Source organism: Streptococcus troglodytae, assembly GCF_002355215.1.
Classification (GTDB): Bacteria; Bacillota; Bacilli; order Lactobacillales; family Streptococcaceae; genus Streptococcus; species Streptococcus troglodytae.
Genome location: NZ_AP014612.1, coordinates 1,892,936 through 1,909,951 on the forward strand (window position 1 = coordinate 1,892,936; position 17,016 = coordinate 1,909,951).

Sequence of the window (17,016 nt, forward strand, 5' to 3'; positions counted from 1 at the left end):
ATGGTTAATGACATTAAAACATAATGAAACTGATGTAGACGTACAATTTAAATTTTATTTACACCTACTTTCAAAACAGAGTTGGATTTTTACCTTAAATTCTTGTAAAATGATAAAAGTAGGAGGTTTAGAATGATCCATCATCAAAGTATCATCATCTACTGTTTATTAGTTCTTTGGGGATTAACAGAATGGTTTATTAAAAGCAGGACCAAAAAGAATGTCTCTAACAATTCTCAAGATAAAGGAACAAGATATGTTATTATTGCCAGTGTTGTGCTTTCCATAGCTATGTTAAATAACCCTTTTAACATTAATATACTTCTGCCAGAATGGGGAATTTATCTAGGCGTTTTGTTAATGAGCCTTGGTATTATTTTTAGGGCATATGCTATCAATTATCTTGGTAAGGCATTTACACTAACTGTTCAAGCTACCAACAATCAGAAATTAATCAGCAGCGGACCTTATAGTATTGTCCGCAACCCTGCTTATACTGGTACTATTATTTCGATTCTTGGTTTAGCCTTTATAACCTTAAATATTTTTAATATTCTAATAGTTTTTATCATTTTAAGTAGTGGTTATGCTATTCGCATCCGAACAGAAGAAGAGGTTCTCGAGCAACATTTCGGTAAGGTATATCAAGACTATTGTCAAAAGGTTAAATATCGCCTTTTCCCATTTATTTGGTAATATTATTATAATATATATAGAATTGTCCAAAATTTCAGCTACAAACACAGCAAAAGAATTTGATTCAACTGAATCAAAGGGTGAGTTTAACACTAAATTGTAGGTTAAAAATGATAAGAGAAGTCACCAAAAAGAGCTTTATGAGTTATTAAATTTGTACTTATCTTTACAAAAGTAGTCATTCCAGATAATAACCAACATCATATTATCATAAATATCATTGCTATAAGATAATGCTCTTAACAAGTTTTAAAAATAAAAGCACAGGGAGCTTTTATCTAAGTATTGGACACAATAGTTAATCCTGACCACCCATCTAACGGGTGTTTTGGACAAGGACTATAAGCCCATATCACCAGCCAGCACCTATGCTGCTCTTGACTCGTCACATACCTCTTAAAAAGGAGATTACCAAATGTGTATTTGAGATTGGCGTGTTTATTAAACATCATAAGAACACTCTTCTTTTAAATAACCCATGAAACTTGATACGCCAATTCTAGGTGGAATACTGACTAGCATACGAACATGGTCAGACCTCAAATGTCCCTTGATAATCTCAATACCAACACTTTTATTGTATCACTTTTGGACTTTCGCTGAGCACCCGCATAGCGGGTAATTTATTCATCTCGCTCCTAACGGAGCGAGATGAACTGAAGAACTGAAAGTCACATAAAACAAGCTCTATAATCTCTGTAGTGAGCAATGACTCTTTAGAGATTATGGAGCTTGTTACATTTAGAAAAAGAAGCGTTAACTGAACTAGCTCTTATTCCTTATCGTTATAACGATCCCCACTCATATTACTCCATCTTTCATAAAAATTCAATTAAAACATTGATCCAACTCTTACAGAAGAACTGATAAGATATTTAATACTCTTTGAAATTCAAAACCTTATGTCGTTAACTTCTCCTCGTCGTATTCCAATACTGTCCGCCGCTCTCTATCTAGTCCGTTTTTGACTATAAAGAAGCAGACTTGCAAACAATCATTTGGGAAAAAATTAAGATAGAACCCTAAAAAAGCTCAATAGAATAAGCATTCTACTGAGCTCGTACGATACCGGCGGCCGGGGTCGAACCGGCACGTCCTCGCGGACACTGGATTTTGAGTCCAGCGCGTCTGCCAATTCCGCCACGCCGGCTAATATAATAACAACTGGGGTAGCTGGATTCGAACCAACGCATGAGGGAGTCAAAGTCCCTTGCCTTACCGCTTGGCTATACCCCAATAATATAATAGGCGAGTGATGGGGATCGAACCCACGCATGCCAGAGCCACAATCTGGTGTGTTAACCACTTCACCACACCCGCCAAAATATATTAACACGGGCAGTAGGAATTGAACCCACACTGAAGGTTTTGGAGACCTTAGTTCTACCTTTAAACTATGCCCGTAAGGTATGGAAGGGGAGGGATTCGAACCCCCGAACCCGAAGGAGCGGATTTACAGTCCGCCGCGTTTAGCCTCTTCGCTACCCTTCCAATGTATATATGATGGCGCGAGACGGAATCGAACCGCCGACACATGGAGCTTCAATCCATTGCTCTACCAACTGAGCTACCGAGCCTTCCTCTTATATTGCGGGAGCAGGATTTGAACCTACGACCTTCGGGTTATGAGCCCGACGAGCTACCTAACTGCTCCATCCCGCGATATGTCTATAAAGGAGGATGTGGGATTCGAACCCACGCACGCTTTTACACGCCTGACGGTTTTCAAGACCGTTCCCTTCAGCCGGACTTGGGTAATCCTCCAATAAATATAATAGTCCGTACGGGATTCGAACCCGTGTTACCGCCGTGAAAAGGCGGTGTCTTAACCCCTTGACCAACGGACCAATATATTATATGGGCACGAGTGGACTCGAACCACCGACCTCACGCTTATCAGGCGTGCGCTCTAACCAGCTGAGCTACGCGCCCAAGCCTATGCTTGGTTTATCTTTTATAAAAGAAAAGCGGGTGACGAGAATCGAACTCGCGACAACAGCTTGGAAGGCTGTAGTTTTACCACTAAACTACACCCGCTTAGATGGGAGTTAACGGGCTCGAACCGCTGACCCTCTGCTTGTAAGGCAGATGCTCTCCCAACTGAGCTAAACTCCCTCTTGCTAAGCGACGACCCTATCTCACAGGGGGCAACCCCCAACTACTTCAGGCGTGCTAGGGCTTAACTGCTGTGTTCGGCATGGATACAGGTGTCTCCCCTAGGCTATCATCACTTAACAAGCGTGATCGCTCACTCACGATTGAATAGCTAGCCACTAAAACCAACGCTGCGCCTGCTTCCTTTACTTAAGGAATTGTACTCGGGCTAAATCCTTGGAAAAAAGAGAAATGGTCTGGTGTTCATCGAACACTGCACCCATTTCCTATTTTTCAGGCGGATTTTACGCCTTTAGTAACTTATTTTTGGATAAGTCCTCGAGCGATTAGTATTGGTCCGCTTCACGTCTCACAACGCTTCCACTCCCAACCTATCTACCTGTTCTTCTCTCAGGGCTCTTACTAACTTGATGTTATGGGAAATCTCATCTTGAGGGGGGCTTCACACTTAGATGCTTTCAGCGTTTATCCCCTCCCTACTTAGCTACCCAGCCATGCTCTTGGCAGAACAACTGGTACACCAGCGGTAAGTCCACTCTGGTCCTCTCGTACTAGGAGCAGATCCTCTCAAATTTCCTTCGCCCGCGACGGATAGGGACCGAACTGTCTCACGACGTTCTGAACCCAGCTCGCGTGCCGCTTTAATGGGCGAACAGCCCAACCCTTGGGACCGACTACAGCCCCAGGATGCGACGAGCCGACATCGAGGTGCCAAACCTCCCCGTCGATGTGAACTCTTGGGGGAGATAAGCCTGTTATCCCCAGGGTAGCTTTTATCCGTTGAGCGATGGCCCTTCCATGCGGTACCACCGGATCACTAAGCCCGACTTTCGTCCCTGCTCGACCTGTCCGTCTCGCAGTCAAGCTCCCTTATACCTTTACACTCTGCGACTGATTTCCAACCAGTCTGAGGGAACCTTTGGGCGCCTCCGTTACGCTTTAGGAGGCGACCGCCCCAGTCAAACTGCCCGTCAGACACTGTCTCCGTAGATGATCAACCTACCGGGTTAGAGTAGCCATCACACAAGGGTAGTATCCCAACAGCGCCTCCAAGTAAACTAGCGTTCACTCTTCCTTGGCTCCTACCTATCCTGTACATGTGTAACAGATACGCAATATCAAACTGCAGTAAAGCTCCATGGGGTCTTTCCGTCCTGTCGCGGGTAACCTGCATCTTCACAGGTACTAAAATTTCACCGAGTCTCTCGTTGAGACAGTGCCCAAATCATTACGCCTTTCGTGCGGGTCGGAACTTACCCGACAAGGAATTTCGCTACCTTAGGACCGTTATAGTTACGGCCGCCGTTTACTGGGGCTTCAATTCACACCTTCGACAAATGTCTAAGCGCTCCTCTTAACCTTCCAGCACCGGGCAGGCGTCACCCCCTATACTTCATCTTGCGATTTCGCAGAGAGCTGTGTTTTTGATAAACAGTTGCTTGGGCCTTTTCACTGCGGCTGACCTTATAGCCAGCGCCCCTTCTCCCGAAGTTACGGGGCCATTTTGCCGAGTTCCTTAACGAGAGTTCGCTCGCTCACCTGAGGCTACTCGCCTCGACTACCTGTGTCGGTTTGCGGTACGGGTAGAGTATTCATTAACGCTAGAAGCTTTTCTTGGCAGTGTGACATCACTAACTTCGCTACTAAACTTCGCTCCCCATCACAGCTCAATGTTATAGATATAAGCATTTGACTCATATCACACCTCACTGCTTGACCAGACATTTCCAATCGTCTGGTTTAGTTAGCCTCCTGCGTCCCTCCTTCACTCAATACTCTAGTACAGGAATATCAACCTGTTGCCCATCGGATACACCTTTCGGTCTCTCCTTAGGTCCCGACTAACCCAGGGCGGACGAGCCTTCCCCTGGAATCCTTAGTCTTACGGTGGACAGGATTCTCACCTGTCTTGCGCTACTCATACCGGCATTCTCACTTCTATGCACTCCAGCGCTCCTTGCGGTACACCTTCTGCGCACATAGAACGCTCTCCTACCATCCCCTAAGGGATCCACAGCTTCGGTAAATTGTTTCAGCCCCGGTACATTTTCGGCGCAGGGTCACTCGACTAGTGAGCTATTACGCACTCTTTGAATGAATAGCTGCTTCTAAGCTAACATCCTAGTTGTCTGTGCAACCCCACATCCTTTTCCACTTAACAATTATTTGGGGACCTTAGCTGGTGGTCTGGGCTGTTTCCCTTTCGACTACGGATCTTAGCACTCGCAGTCTGACTGCCGGTCTTAACTCGTTGGCATTCGGAGTTTATCTGAGATTGGTAATCCGGGATGGACCCCTCAATCAAACAGTGCTCTACCTCCAAGAGTCTCACGACCGACGCTAGCCCTAAAGCTATTTCGGAGAGAACCAGCTATCTCCAAGTTCGTTTGGAATTTCTCCGCTACCCACAAGTCATCCAAACACTTTTCAACGTGTCCTGGTTCGGTCCTCCAGTGCGTTTTACCGCACCTTCAACCTGCTCATGGGTAGGTCACTTGGTTTCGGGTCTACATCTACGTACTCTGCCGCCCTTTTCAGACTCGGTTTCCCTACGGCTCCGTCTCTTCAACTTAACCTCGCACGTAAACATAACTCGCCGGTTCATTCTACAAAAGGCACGCTCTCACCCATTAACGGGCTCGAACTTCTTGTAAGCACACGGTTTCAGGTTCTCTTTCACTCCCCTTCCGGGGTACTTTTCACCTTTCCCTCACGGTACTGGTTCACTATCGGTCACTAGGGAGTATTTAGGGTTGGGAGATGGACCTCCCAGATTCCGACGGGATTCCTCGTGTCCCGCCGTACTCAGGATCCTGCTTGGCATCAAGTGAATTTCAAATACGAGGCTCTTACTCTCTCTGGCGACTCTTCCCAGAGTCTTCTTCTATTCCCTTGGCTGCTTTTGTGCAGTCCTACAACCCCAGAGTGTAAACACTCTGGTTTGCCCTCTTGCCTCTTCGCTCGCCGCTACTGGGGCAATCGCTCTTGCTTTCTCTTCCTGCAGCTACTGAGATGTTTCAGTTCACTGCGTCTTCCTCTGCATTACCTTAACAGTAATGAGTGACAGGCTTAACCTGCCGGGTTCCCCCATTCGGATATCTCTGGATCAAGGCTTACTTACAGCTCCCCAAAGCATGTCGTCGTTCGTCACGTCCTTCTTCGGCTCCTAGTGCCTAGGCATCCACCGTGCGCCCTTATTAACTTAACCTTATTTTCTCGTTTCTTTGGCTTTGCAGCGTCTCGGTTTCTTTCGTGTTGTCCCTATAGCTGCGCTATAGGGCTCTTTCTAGCTATTCAATTGTCAATGAACCATCGTATTTTATAGACTTCCTTGTCTTAAACAAGATATTAAGTTGAACTCTAGACTTACTTCTTTAGTATCCTGTTTTAATGGAGCCTAGCGGGATCGAACCGCTGACCTCCTGCGTGCAAAGCAGGCGCTCTCCCAGCTGAGCTAAGGCCCCACTTACCCTCTCAAAACTAAACAAGAAGCTCCCCTATCGTGCTTTCCTTTTTCCTTAGAAAGGAGGTGATCCAGCCGCACCTTCCGATACGGCTACCTTGTTACGACTTCACCCCAATCATCCATCCCACCTTAGGCGGCTGGCCCCTTAACGGTTACCTCACCGACTTCGGGTGTTACAAACTCTCGTGGTGTGACGGGCGGTGTGTACAAGGCCCGGGAACGTATTCACCGCGGCGTGCTGATCCGCGATTACTAGCGATTCCGACTTCATGGAGGCGAGTTGCAGCCTCCAATCCGAACTGAGATCGGCTTTCAGAGATTAGCTTGCCGTCACCGGCTCGCAACTCGTTGTACCGACCATTGTAGCACGTGTGTAGCCCAGGTCATAAGGGGCATGATGATTTGACGTCATCCCCACCTTCCTCCGGTTTATTACCGGCAGTCTCGCTAGAGTGCCCAACTTAATGATGGCAACTAACAATAAGGGTTGCGCTCGTTGCGGGACTTAACCCAACATCTCACGACACGAGCTGACGACAACCATGCACCACCTGTCTCCGATGTACCGAAGTAACTTCTTATCTCTAAGAATAACATCGGGATGTCAAGACCTGGTAAGGTTCTTCGCGTTGCTTCGAATTAAACCACATGCTCCACCGCTTGTGCGGGCCCCCGTCAATTCCTTTGAGTTTCAACCTTGCGGTCGTACTCCCCAGGCGGAGTGCTTATTGCGTTAGCTCCGGCACTAAGCCCCGGAAAGGGCCTAACACCTAGCACTCAGCGTTTACGGCGTGGACTACCAGGGTATCTAATCCTGTTCGCTACCCACGCTTTCGAGCCTCAGCGTCAGTGACAGACCAGAGAGCCGCTTTCGCCACTGGTGTTCCTCCATATATCTACGCATTTCACCGCTACACATGGAATTCCACTCTCCCCTTCTGCACTCAAGTCAGACAGTTTCCAGAGCACACTATGGTTGAGCCATAGCCTTTTACTCCAGACTTTCCTAACCGCCTGCGCTCCCTTTACGCCCAATAAATCCGGACAACGCTCGGGACCTACGTATTACCGCGGCTGCTGGCACGTAGTTAGCCGTCCCTTTCTGGTAAGCTACCGTCACAGTCTAAGCTTTCCACTCTTACACCCGTTCTTCGCTTACAACAGAGCTTTACGATCCGAAAACCTTCTTCACTCACGCGGCGTTGCTCGGTCAGACTTTCGTCCATTGCCGAAGATTCCCTACTGCTGCCTCCCGTAGGAGTCTGGGCCGTGTCTCAGTCCCAGTGTGGCCGTTCACCCTCTCAGGTCGGCTATGTATCGTCGCCTTGGTAAGCTCTTACCTTACCAACTAGCTAATACAACGCAGGTCCATCTACTAGTGATGCAGTTGCATCTTTTAAGCTCCTAGCATGCGCTAAAAGCTAGCATGCGGTATTAGCTATCGTTTCCAATAGTTATCCCCCGCTAGTAGGCAGGTTACCTACGCGTTACTCACCCGTTCGCGACTCACTGACCTCGTGGAGCAAGCTCCCGTGAAATCAGTGCGTCCCACTTGCATGTATTAGGCACGCCGCCAGCGTTCGTCCTGAGCCAGGATCAAACTCTCATTATTAGTTCGTCTCTTCACTCATCTCTGCACTCTGACAGTTTTTTTCTTATTGACAGGTTACTTTCGTAACCCTGCACTTGTTTGGTTCGTCTTCTTGTTCAGTTTTCAAAGGGCTCTGCCTCTTTCTGAGACAACTTCTTTATTCTATCAGCTCTTCGCCCCTTTGTCAATAGCTTTTTCCTTTTTTCTATTTTAATTCCTTTATATACCTCTCTTCCCCAAAACCTCGCCGTTTTAAACCGCTTTCGCAACAGTCCAGAACTGCCTTCGAAAATACACTGATGAGCCTCTTGGCTTCTTGAGTGATAACTTTTTGCGAGAATTGCCGCCTGATGAATTTATAATCATGATTATAGAATTGCAGAAAATCACTTTTTTCAAGAAGCTTCTCTAATTCATCTAAGTTCTCCAAAAGTCCAACATGAAAGGCAATAGGAGCAAATGTTTTCTCTAATGGTTGCGTACAGACGCTTCTAAACTCAACAGTCCCTCGTTTTGTTAAATCTTGATATTGGTAGCTTCTATGATTAGCAAAATCTGCCTCATCTGGAAGAATATAATGCTGTTGACCACTTAAATCCCAAGCTGAGATTTCTTCCTGCCCCAAATAATCTTTTACACGAATAGGTTCAAAATAGAGGATTTCTGTTTCTCTTTCGGCTGTAAAAAGAGCTGAATTGGCAAGATAATTAAAAAAATCTTCTTCTGTTTCAAAAGATACCTTATTAACACCAACATTCTCTTCAAAAACCCCATGCATAGAATTTTCCCAAAAAATATCTCGTGAAATTTTAGTTGACCAATTTTGTCCCCAAAATTCTGAGTTAGCAAAAAGGTAAGCTTTCACAGCTTCAATCTTATTAAAAGCGTTGATAACTCTTAAATAATTGCTCTTGCTGACATCTAATTGTACCTGATTGCTACAAATAAAAGAACCATATTGAGGAAAACCATGAAAAAAAGAATCTTTTTTATTTTCCGACAAAGCCAAGAAATTTAGAAGCATTTGATAACGAGGTAATTTAACAGCTCTATTATCATTTAAATACCAATAAGGATGCACTCCAAATCCCTGTATAGCATGGTTGTAAGGCTTGAGAAAGGCTTGTATGGCTTTCATATATTGATTAAAGCGTTCTTCAATATCCTGAATCTTTTTTGCCTTCCCAAAAGCAAATTCTATTGTATTATAAGAAACTTCAAAAAGAATTCTATCCTCTGATTTTCTATCAATCAATTGCACAGGGCAACCATCCTGATCACATCTTTCCACTTCAAAAAACAAGGATTCCTTAAGATGAGACATTACAGATTTTGTGACTGTTATATCAGTTGCCTGACGGTTCAAATTAACTATTGGAAACTCTAATTCAACTCCTATATAAGACTCTGGTTTATCTTGAATACTATCAAGATAACGCCTTTTTAATAAGTCTATTGCTTTAGTCATACCCTTTTCTCCTAAAATATTTGAAACAATTATAGCAAATTTTGTAAAAAAATCAAAAAGCGTTTATTTAGGAAATGCTTCTACTGCTAAAAGTATTTCCTAAATAAACGCTGTCTTTTTCAACATGATGAGTGTTCCACTAGGAGAGACTCCTAGTGGTAGACCAGAGCTAGACTAAGAATTATTATAATTCCAACATCATAACACTCAACAAAATTGATGATCTTATACTAATTCAATAATTGCCATTGGAGCAGCATCACCACGACGCGGTTCAGTTTTAAGAATACGTGTATAACCACCATTACGTTCTGCATAACGCGGTGCAATTTCTGAAAAAAGCTTTTGAAGAGCAGTTGTTGATGTATATTCATCTTTAGCTTCATCATAACTTTCAGATGCAATTTCGTTACGAACAAATGCTGCTGCTTGACGACGAGCATGAAGATCGCCACGTTTACCAAGAGTAATCATTTTTTCAACTGTTTTACGGATTTCCTTTGCACGAGCTTCTGTTGTCACAATAGATTCGTTGATAATAAGATCAGTCGTTAGATCACGAAACATTGCTTTACGCTGCGAGCTAGTACGTCCTAGTTTACGGTAAGCCATTATTTCCTCCCTATATCATTATTTATCATTTTTCAAGCCTAAACCAAGATCTGCAAGCTTTACTTTAACTTCTTCAAGACTCTTACGTCCAAGATTTCTAACTTTCATCATTTCAGATTCAGTCTTTTCAGTCAAATCATAGACTGTATTAATACCAGCACGTTTAAGACAGTTATAAGAACGCACTGATAAATCAAGTTCCTCAATCGTACGATCAAGTACTTTCTCATCAGAAACTTGTTCTGTTTCTTTCATAACATCAGTCGCCTTGGCTACCTCGGTTAAATCAGTAAAAAGATTTAAATGCTCAATCAAAACACGAGCAGATAATCCAAGAGCATCCTCAGGAATAATTGTGCCATTGGTCATAATTTCAATTGTTAATTTATCAAAGTTATCATTGCTGCCCACACGAGCTGGCTCAACTTGATAATTAACTTTTTAACTGGCGTATAGATAGAATCTATCGCGAGCGTCCCAACTGGTGCATCATCTCTTTTATTTTTTTCTGCTGGAACATAACCACGATTAGTTGCAACAGTCATGGTTGCTTTTAAATTAGCACCTTCAGCAATAGTAAAGAGATAATGATCAGAATTAACTATTTCAATATCACTGTCTGTTAAAATATCTCCAGCAGTAATTTCTGCAGGTCCTTCAACATCCAATTCAACAATCTTTTCTTCTTCAACATAAGATTTTACAGCAAGTCCTTTTATATTAAGGATGATTTGCATAACATCCTCGCGTACACCTGGGATAGTATCAAATTCGTGTAGTACTCCATCAATCTTAATTGATGTAACAGCTGCACCCGGAAGTGAAGACAACAGCACACGACGAAGGGAATTCCCTAGAGTTGTACCATAGCCACGTTCAAGTGGTTCGATGACAAATCTGCCGTAATCTTTATTTTCATCAATTTTTGTTATTATTGGTTTTTCAAACTCAATCATCTATTTTACCCCTCTAAAACAATCCTGTGTACTATTAACTTATGATTATACACGACGACGTTTTGGAGGACGAGCACCATTATGCGGTACAGGAGTCACATCACGAATTGACGTTACTTCAAGACCAGCAGCGGCAAGCGCACGAATAGCAGACTCACGACCTGAACCTGGACCTTTTACAGTAACTTCAACTGTTTTAAGACCGTGTTCTTGTGCAGATTTAGCAGCGGCTTCTGCAGCCATTTGAGCAGCAAATGGAGTAGATTTACGTGAACCTTTGAATCCAAGAGCGCCAGCTGATGACCATGCAAGAGCGTTACCATGCACATCTGTAATCATAACAATAGTGTTATTAAATGTTGCGTGAATATGGGCAATACCAGATTCAATATTTTTCTTGACACGACGTTTACGTGTTGGTTTAGCCAATTTTTTTACCTCCTATTTATTTTTCTTACCTGCAATCGCTACAGCCTTACCCTTGCGAGTGCGAGCATTGTTTTTGGTATTTTGTCCACGGACAGGAAGTCCACGACGATGACGGATTCCGCGATATGAACCAATTTCCATCAACCGTTTAATATTCAAGTTAACTTCACGGCGAAGGTCACCTTCAACCTTGATTGCATCAACTTCACGACGAATAGCATCTTCTTGATCAGATGTTAAATCTTTGACACGGATATCCTCAGAAACACCTGCTGCTGCAAGAATTTTTTTAGAAGTTGGCAAACCGATACCATATACATAAGTAAGTGATACGACTACACGTTTGTCATTTGGAATATCAACTCCAGCAATACGAGCCATTTTTCTCCTTTCTACTTTTATCCTTGACGTTGTTTGTGTTTTGGATTTGTAGGACAAATTACCATAACACGACCGTTACGACGAATAACTTTGCAATATTCGCAAATTGGTTTAACAGATGGTCTTACCTTCATGTTTTAATCCCTCCATTTATTTCGATTATTTAAAGCGGTATGTGATACGTCCACGTGTTAAATCATACGGACTCATTTCGACAGTAACCTTATCTCCTACTAAAATACGAATATAGTTTTTCCGAATTTTTCCAGATACGGTTGCCAAAATTTGGTGCCCATTTTCCAATTCAACTGTAAACATTGCATTTGGCATTGTTTCGACAACTTTACCTTCAATTTCAATCACATCTTCTTTTGCCACGCAAAAGTACCCCCTAAATTTCGATTTGATGTCCTCTGAGCACAGAGGTAACAATTATAAGCCAGACTAGCTTATTCTATCACTCTTTGCAATAAAAATCAAGCACGATGACAGGAATTTATGACAAATTTGCTAAAACTTTAGCAATTGTCTCAAAAACTAAATTGATATCTTGATTTCCTTCAATATCATAAACAAGGCCTTTATTACGATAGTGTTCAATGATTGGCTGTCCTTGAGCAATGTTGACATCTAAGCGACGTTTTACTGTTTCTGGTTTATCATCTTCACGTTGATAATAATCATCTTCATTATAATCTGCTGGTGGGTTAAAGACTTTATGATAAGTTTCACCTGTTTTACGGTTGATAATACGACCACTTAAACGCTCCACCAAACAAGCTGGATCAACATCAATATTGATAACGCCATCTAGCTTAAGATTAAGTTTTGATAAAATCTCATCCAAAGCATGAGCTTGTTCAATAGTACGTGGATAACCATCCAGCAAGAAACCTTTTTCAGTAATATCTGATTCTGAAAGACGCTCTTTAACAATACCATTGGTTACTTCATTAGGAACAAGCTCTCCCTTATCAATAAAACTCTTTGCCAAGGTTCCCATTTCTGTTTGGTTAGCTATAGCTGCACGAAACATATCTCCTGTTGAAATATGAGCAAGACCAAACTTTTCAACAATCTTAGCCGCCTGAGTTCCTTTGCCAGCACCTGGCAACCCCATGATTAAAAGATTCATGATATTCTCCTTAATTTTATTTTTAAATAAATCTACCAGATTGGCAAACTTATCAAAAAACAAAATAGAAGGGAGTAAGACCAAAATCCAAAGAAATCAAATCATTGAATTTACTGTCCTACCCCCGCATAGCCATTACTTTTATAGAAATTCCTTCTTATCAAAACAATGACTTCTGCGCTTGATAACGCCTTGCTACAAAGTTTAAGAAATTCTATCGCTTTATATTCTATTCTGTAACATTCATAAAACCAACATATTTTCTCTTCAACAGATAACCTTCCAATTGCTTCATTCCTTCAATGCCTGTAGAAATAACAATCAAAAGACTGGTACCTCCTAAAGCAACACTTGATGACAAATCAAATTGTTGTTGAGCTACAATTGGACTCAAAGCAACAAAAGCCAAGAAAATGGAACCAATCGTTGCCAATTTTTTCAGAAGTGATGAAAGGTATTCCTCTGTTTCACGACCGGGTCGAACACTAGGAATATACGAAGCATTTTTTTGTAAATTCTCTGCTGTCTTTTCAGGGTTGACTTGCACAAAAGTATAAAAGAATGAGAAAAGTACAATGAGAACAGCATAGACTGCCATTCCTGTTGGATTGGTATAAGAAAGCCATTCTTGCAAGGTTGTCATCCAAGGAATATCACGACCATGTTGGAAAAATGGCAAAATAGTACTTGGAATAGTTGTAATAGAACTTGCAAAAATAACAGGAATAACTCCAGCTGGATTTATCTTCAAAGGAAGATAAGAATTCGTCGGAGCACCTTGCGCCAACTTAGTATATTGGATTGGAATCTTATATTCTGCTTGTTGGACAAAAGTTGTAAAGAAAATAATGATGAGACTAGCTAAAATCAAAAGTCCCACAAAATAAAGGAATTTTTCATTTCGCTTGAACGGATATTGACAAAATAATCTTCATAAACGGATTTGATGGTCCCTGGTATAGATGAAATAATTCCTGCAAAGATAATCATTGAAACACCATTACCAAAACCTTTATCCGAAATCTGATCTCCTAGCCAAGTCACAATCACACTTCCTGCGGTTAAAATAGCACCAATTAAAAGAAATGTCTGGACATTTGGTGTCTTCACAAGAGAAACACTTGATAGAGCACTAAATCCTGCTGTAATACCAATAGATTGAAAAAAGGCAAGGACCAGTGAAATATAGCGTGTTGCTTGATTCAGCTTACGACGCCCGACTTCCCCTTGTTTTCCCCATTCAACAAACTTAGGTAATATATCCATTTGTAAAAGTTGAACAACAATGGAAGCGGTAATATAAGGACTAACCCCCATGGAAAAAACGGAAAAGTTACTCATAGCATTACCACTAACAAGGTTAAGCATATTTAAAAATGGTAGATCACTTAGTTGTTCAAGACTTTTAGCATTGATGCCTGGTACGGTAATGTGTGTACCAACACGAAATACAAAGATGATAAAAATAGTAAAGAAAATCTTTTTTCTAACACTTTTCACCTTTAGGGCGTCTTTTAAAAGTCTAAAAAACATTAGATCACCTCGATTGAACCACCTTTAGCAATGATGGCTGCTTCAGCAGATTTTGAGAACTTAGCTGCCTTAACAGTTAATTTTTTAGTTAATTCGCCATTACCAAGAATTTTAACTCCTGATTTTTCAGCTTTTACGATACCAGCTTCAACAAGAACAACTGGCGTTACTTCTGCACCATCTTCAAAGACATTTAACTGATCAAGATTAACCAATGCATACTCTTTAGCATTGATATTAGTAAAACCACGTTTTGGAAGACGACGGAAGAGTGGCGTTTGTCCACCTTCAAAGCCCGGACGGATATTACCTCCACTACGAGCTTTTTGCCCTTTTTGTCCACGACCTGCAGTCTTACCATTACCAGAAGATGAGCCACGACCCACACGGTTACGAGCTTTACGAGAACCTTGAGCAGGTTTAAGTTCATGAAGTTTCATTTTATAGTTTCTCCTTATTTGTAAAATGCTAGCGCCTTTATAGGGGAGAAGGTGTTCCCTATAAAAACTCGCCTATACGAATGTTTATTGCTTTTAAGCCGCCAAGTGTCAGACACAAAGCGACTTAAACCTATAAGATACAAGTCACTGATTATCTACTGATTAAATCAGACTTGCCTACCTTTCAAGAAAGCAACTGTGTCAAAAATCAAGCTTTCAGGATTTGCAAAGAGCTTATTCGCTCAAGCTCCTATCAACCTATCTTACTTGCAAGACTCAATTAACTTTCTGCTTACTTGACATCTTCTACAGTTACCAAATGTGAAACTGCATTAACCATACCACGAATGGCAGCGTTATCTTCTTTGATAACTGAGCTATTTAATTTACCAAGTCCAAGGGCAACAACTGTTTTACGTTGTGCAGGAATGCGACCGATTGGAGACTTAGTCAAAGTAATTTTAATCTGTGCCATGACTTCTCCTTTCTTATGCTAAATCAGAGACTGAAACACCGCGAAGTGAAGCAACTTCTTCAGCACGTTTAAGCTGTTTCAATCCTTCAACAGTTGCACGAACAATGTTGATTGGAGTATTTGAACCTAGTGATTTTGATGTAATATCTGCTACACCGGCTAATTCAACAACAGCACGAACAGCACCGCCAGCAGCAACACCAGCACCTTCTACTGCTGGCTTCAACAAGACACGAGCACCACCAAATTCTGAACGAACTTCGTGAGGAATCGTTGTGCCAACCATTGGTACCTCAATCATGTTTTTCTTAGCAGCTTCTACCGCTTTACGAATAGCTTCTGGTACTTCTTGAGCTTTACCAGTACCAAAACCAACACGGCCATTACGATCACCAACAACTACAAGAGCAGCAAAGCGAAGACGACGTCCACCCTTAACAACTTTTGTAACACGGTTAATCGCAACAACGCGTTCTTCAAGTTCTACTGCATTATCTTTAAATGCCATTATTAAGTGTCCTCCCTATTAGAATTTCAATCCGTTTTCACGAGCTGCATCAGCCAAGGCCTTAACACGTCCGTGATAGAGATATCCACCGCGGTCAAACACCACTTCAGAAATACCTTTAGCTACTGCGCGTTCAGCAACGAGTTTACCAACAACAACGGCTTGTTCAGTTTTAGTCCCTTTTGAAACTTCTTTGTCAAGAGTTGAAGCACTTGCGAGCGTTACACCCGCTACGTCATCAATCACTTGAGCGTAGATGCCTGTATTAGAACGGAAAATGTTCAAACGTGGGCGATCAGCAGTTCCAGAGAGTTTTCCGCGAACACGACGATGGCGTTTTTGGCGGATTTTATTTTTATCTGGTTTCGAAATCACAATTTTCACCTCTTAAATTTTATAATTGTCAAATTGACAAGGATGATCTAATAGTGTTTGTAAAATAGACAAACACTATTAGATCAATCTTATTTACCTGTTTTACCTTCTTTACGGCGTACATACTCACCAGCGTAACGAATTCCTTTACCTTTATAAGGTTCTGGAACACGAAGACCACGAATATAAGCTGCTGTCTGACCAACAACCTCTTTATTAATTCCATTAACAACGATGGCTGTAGCAGTTGGTACTTCAAACGTAATACCTTCTGGAGCCTCAACTTCATCTGGATGAGATTTACCGACTGAAAGAACAAGCTTCTTCCCTTGAAGTTGAGCACGGTAACCAACCCCGCGCATTTCAAGTTCCTTTTTGAACCCTTCAGAAACGCCAACAACCATGTTGTTTAAGTTAGCACGAGCTGTACCATGGATTGTTTTCATTTCTTTGGAATCATTTGGACGATGAAGTGTTACTTCTGTTCCTTCAATTTTAATTTCAATAACTTTCGGGAACTCACGTGTAAGCTCTCCTTTAGGGCCTTTTACAGTAACAACATTATCTTTATTAGTGACTTCTACACCAGCAGGCAACGTAATTACTTTATTACCAATACGTGACATATTTATTTTTCTCCTGTTAAATTATCAAGCCGCCTGAGCGACTAGTTTTCACGGGGTACTCATGATACAAAGGGCGTCAAAAGCTAAGGTGAAAATAGGTAACTTAACAAAGAAACACAGGTTCCTAGGAAAGTTTGTCTTTTTCACACAGGCTTTAGCCTATGTTCAAATGAGTATAGTTGTTTATCCATTACGTTTTCAAGATACTGT

The 17,016-nt window shown here is 42.0% G+C and carries 13 protein-coding genes, 13 tRNA genes, 3 rRNA genes and 3 pseudogenes; 1 reads left to right on the forward strand and 31 read right to left on the reverse strand.

The window, feature by feature from the left end; translation table 11 throughout:
* Positions 1–132: 132 nt before the first annotated feature.
* Positions 133–696, forward strand: coding sequence for a methyltransferase family protein (locus SRT_RS09190; RefSeq protein ID WP_128833876.1), 564 nt, complete (start codon positions 133–135; stop codon positions 694–696).
* 278 nt (positions 697–974) lie between these two features.
* Here the strand turns inward: SRT_RS09190 and SRT_RS11400 are convergent.
* The 31 genes and pseudogenes from SRT_RS11400 to rplF all read right to left on the reverse strand — a co-directional run.
* Positions 975–1,263 (reverse strand): annotated as a pseudogene (locus tag SRT_RS11400) (transposase); the annotation flags it as partial.
* A gap of 499 nt (positions 1,264–1,762) precedes the next feature.
* Positions 1,763–1,846: transfer RNA gene (locus tag SRT_RS09200), tRNA-Leu, on the reverse strand.
* Positions 1,847–1,860: 14 nt separating this feature from the next.
* Positions 1,861–1,932, reverse strand: a tRNA-Gln gene (locus SRT_RS09205).
* Between the two features lie 11 nt (positions 1,933–1,943).
* A tRNA-His gene (locus tag SRT_RS09210) sits at positions 1,944–2,016 on the reverse strand.
* Positions 2,017–2,029: 13 nt separating this feature from the next.
* Positions 2,030–2,100, reverse strand: a tRNA-Trp gene (locus SRT_RS09215).
* Between the two features lie 6 nt (positions 2,101–2,106).
* Positions 2,107–2,187, reverse strand: a tRNA-Tyr gene (locus SRT_RS09220).
* 13 nt (positions 2,188–2,200) lie between these two features.
* A tRNA-Phe gene (locus SRT_RS09225) sits at positions 2,201–2,273 on the reverse strand.
* 11 nt (positions 2,274–2,284) lie between these two features.
* Positions 2,285–2,358 (reverse strand) — tRNA-Met (locus tag SRT_RS09230).
* A 12-nt stretch (positions 2,359–2,370) separates the two neighbouring features.
* Positions 2,371–2,460: transfer RNA gene (locus tag SRT_RS09235), tRNA-Ser, on the reverse strand.
* A gap of 11 nt (positions 2,461–2,471) precedes the next feature.
* Positions 2,472–2,543 (reverse strand) — tRNA-Glu (locus tag SRT_RS09240).
* A gap of 11 nt (positions 2,544–2,554) precedes the next feature.
* Positions 2,555–2,628: transfer RNA gene (locus SRT_RS09245), tRNA-Ile, on the reverse strand.
* A gap of 34 nt (positions 2,629–2,662) precedes the next feature.
* A tRNA-Gly gene (locus SRT_RS09250) sits at positions 2,663–2,733 on the reverse strand.
* Between the two features lie 5 nt (positions 2,734–2,738).
* Positions 2,739–2,811 (reverse strand) — tRNA-Val (locus SRT_RS09255).
* 4 nt (positions 2,812–2,815) lie between these two features.
* A 5S ribosomal RNA gene (gene rrf / locus SRT_RS09260) occupies positions 2,816–2,931 on the reverse strand.
* A gap of 186 nt (positions 2,932–3,117) precedes the next feature.
* Positions 3,118–6,019, reverse strand: a 23S ribosomal RNA gene (locus SRT_RS09265).
* A gap of 183 nt (positions 6,020–6,202) precedes the next feature.
* Positions 6,203–6,275, reverse strand: a tRNA-Ala gene (locus SRT_RS09270).
* Between the two features lie 58 nt (positions 6,276–6,333).
* Positions 6,334–7,889 (reverse strand): 16S ribosomal RNA (locus tag SRT_RS09275).
* Together the 16S, 23S and 5S rRNA genes with 13 tRNA genes alongside form the textbook arrangement of a ribosomal RNA operon.
* Positions 7,890–8,073: 184 nt before the next feature.
* Positions 8,074–9,336, reverse strand: coding sequence for a glutamate-cysteine ligase family protein (locus SRT_RS09280; RefSeq protein ID WP_128833877.1), 1,263 nt, complete (start codon positions 9,334–9,336; stop codon positions 8,074–8,076).
* Positions 9,337–9,561: 225 nt separating this feature from the next.
* The gene (gene rplQ, locus SRT_RS09285) at positions 9,562–9,948 is read right to left on the reverse strand and encodes a 50S ribosomal protein L17 (protein ID WP_128833878.1); all 387 of its coding nucleotides are present in this window, start codon (positions 9,946–9,948) and stop codon (positions 9,562–9,564) included.
* An 18-nt stretch (positions 9,949–9,966) separates the two neighbouring features.
* A pseudogene (locus SRT_RS09290) lies at positions 9,967–10,904 on the reverse strand (DNA-directed RNA polymerase subunit alpha).
* A 45-nt stretch (positions 10,905–10,949) separates the two neighbouring features.
* On the reverse strand, positions 10,950–11,333 hold the full coding sequence (rpsK, locus tag SRT_RS09295) for a 30S ribosomal protein S11 (RefSeq protein WP_002262316.1): 384 nt from the start codon (positions 11,331–11,333) through the stop codon (positions 10,950–10,952).
* 12 nt (positions 11,334–11,345) lie between these two features.
* A complete protein-coding gene (gene rpsM / locus SRT_RS09300) occupies positions 11,346–11,714 on the reverse strand; it encodes a 30S ribosomal protein S13 (protein ID WP_128833879.1) in 369 nt (122 codons plus the stop codon).
* Between the two features lie 17 nt (positions 11,715–11,731).
* Positions 11,732–11,848, reverse strand: coding sequence for a 50S ribosomal protein L36 (gene rpmJ / locus SRT_RS09305; protein ID WP_000868345.1), 117 nt, complete (start codon positions 11,846–11,848; stop codon positions 11,732–11,734).
* 25 nt (positions 11,849–11,873) lie between these two features.
* Complete coding sequence (infA, locus tag SRT_RS09310; RefSeq protein WP_002262318.1) at positions 11,874–12,092, reverse strand: translation initiation factor IF-1; 219 nt, start codon at positions 12,090–12,092, stop codon at positions 11,874–11,876.
* 118 nt (positions 12,093–12,210) lie between these two features.
* Positions 12,211–12,849, reverse strand: a complete 639-nt coding sequence (locus tag SRT_RS09315) for an adenylate kinase (protein WP_128833880.1) — start codon at positions 12,847–12,849, stop codon at positions 12,211–12,213.
* A gap of 229 nt (positions 12,850–13,078) precedes the next feature.
* A pseudogene (gene secY / locus SRT_RS09320) lies at positions 13,079–14,382 on the reverse strand (preprotein translocase subunit SecY).
* Positions 14,382–14,822: a 50S ribosomal protein L15 gene (gene rplO / locus SRT_RS09325; protein WP_128833881.1), complete on the reverse strand. Its 441-nt coding sequence runs from the start codon at positions 14,820–14,822 to the stop codon at positions 14,382–14,384. Before rplO ends, secY begins: the two are co-directional and overlap by 1 nt.
* Before the next feature lie 292 nt (positions 14,823–15,114).
* On the reverse strand, positions 15,115–15,297 hold the full coding sequence (gene rpmD, locus SRT_RS09330; protein ID WP_002262322.1) for a 50S ribosomal protein L30: 183 nt from the start codon (positions 15,295–15,297) through the stop codon (positions 15,115–15,117).
* Between the two features lie 13 nt (positions 15,298–15,310).
* A complete protein-coding gene (gene rpsE / locus SRT_RS09335; protein ID WP_002262323.1) occupies positions 15,311–15,805 on the reverse strand; it encodes a 30S ribosomal protein S5 in 495 nt (164 codons plus the stop codon).
* 18 nt (positions 15,806–15,823) lie between these two features.
* A complete protein-coding gene (gene rplR, locus SRT_RS09340) occupies positions 15,824–16,180 on the reverse strand; it encodes a 50S ribosomal protein L18 (RefSeq protein ID WP_002262324.1) in 357 nt (118 codons plus the stop codon).
* 89 nt (positions 16,181–16,269) lie between these two features.
* Positions 16,270–16,806 (reverse strand): 50S ribosomal protein L6, encoded by a 537-nt coding sequence (rplF, locus tag SRT_RS09345; RefSeq protein WP_128833882.1) that lies wholly within the window; start codon positions 16,804–16,806, stop codon positions 16,270–16,272.
* Positions 16,807–17,016: the final 210 nt, after the last annotated feature.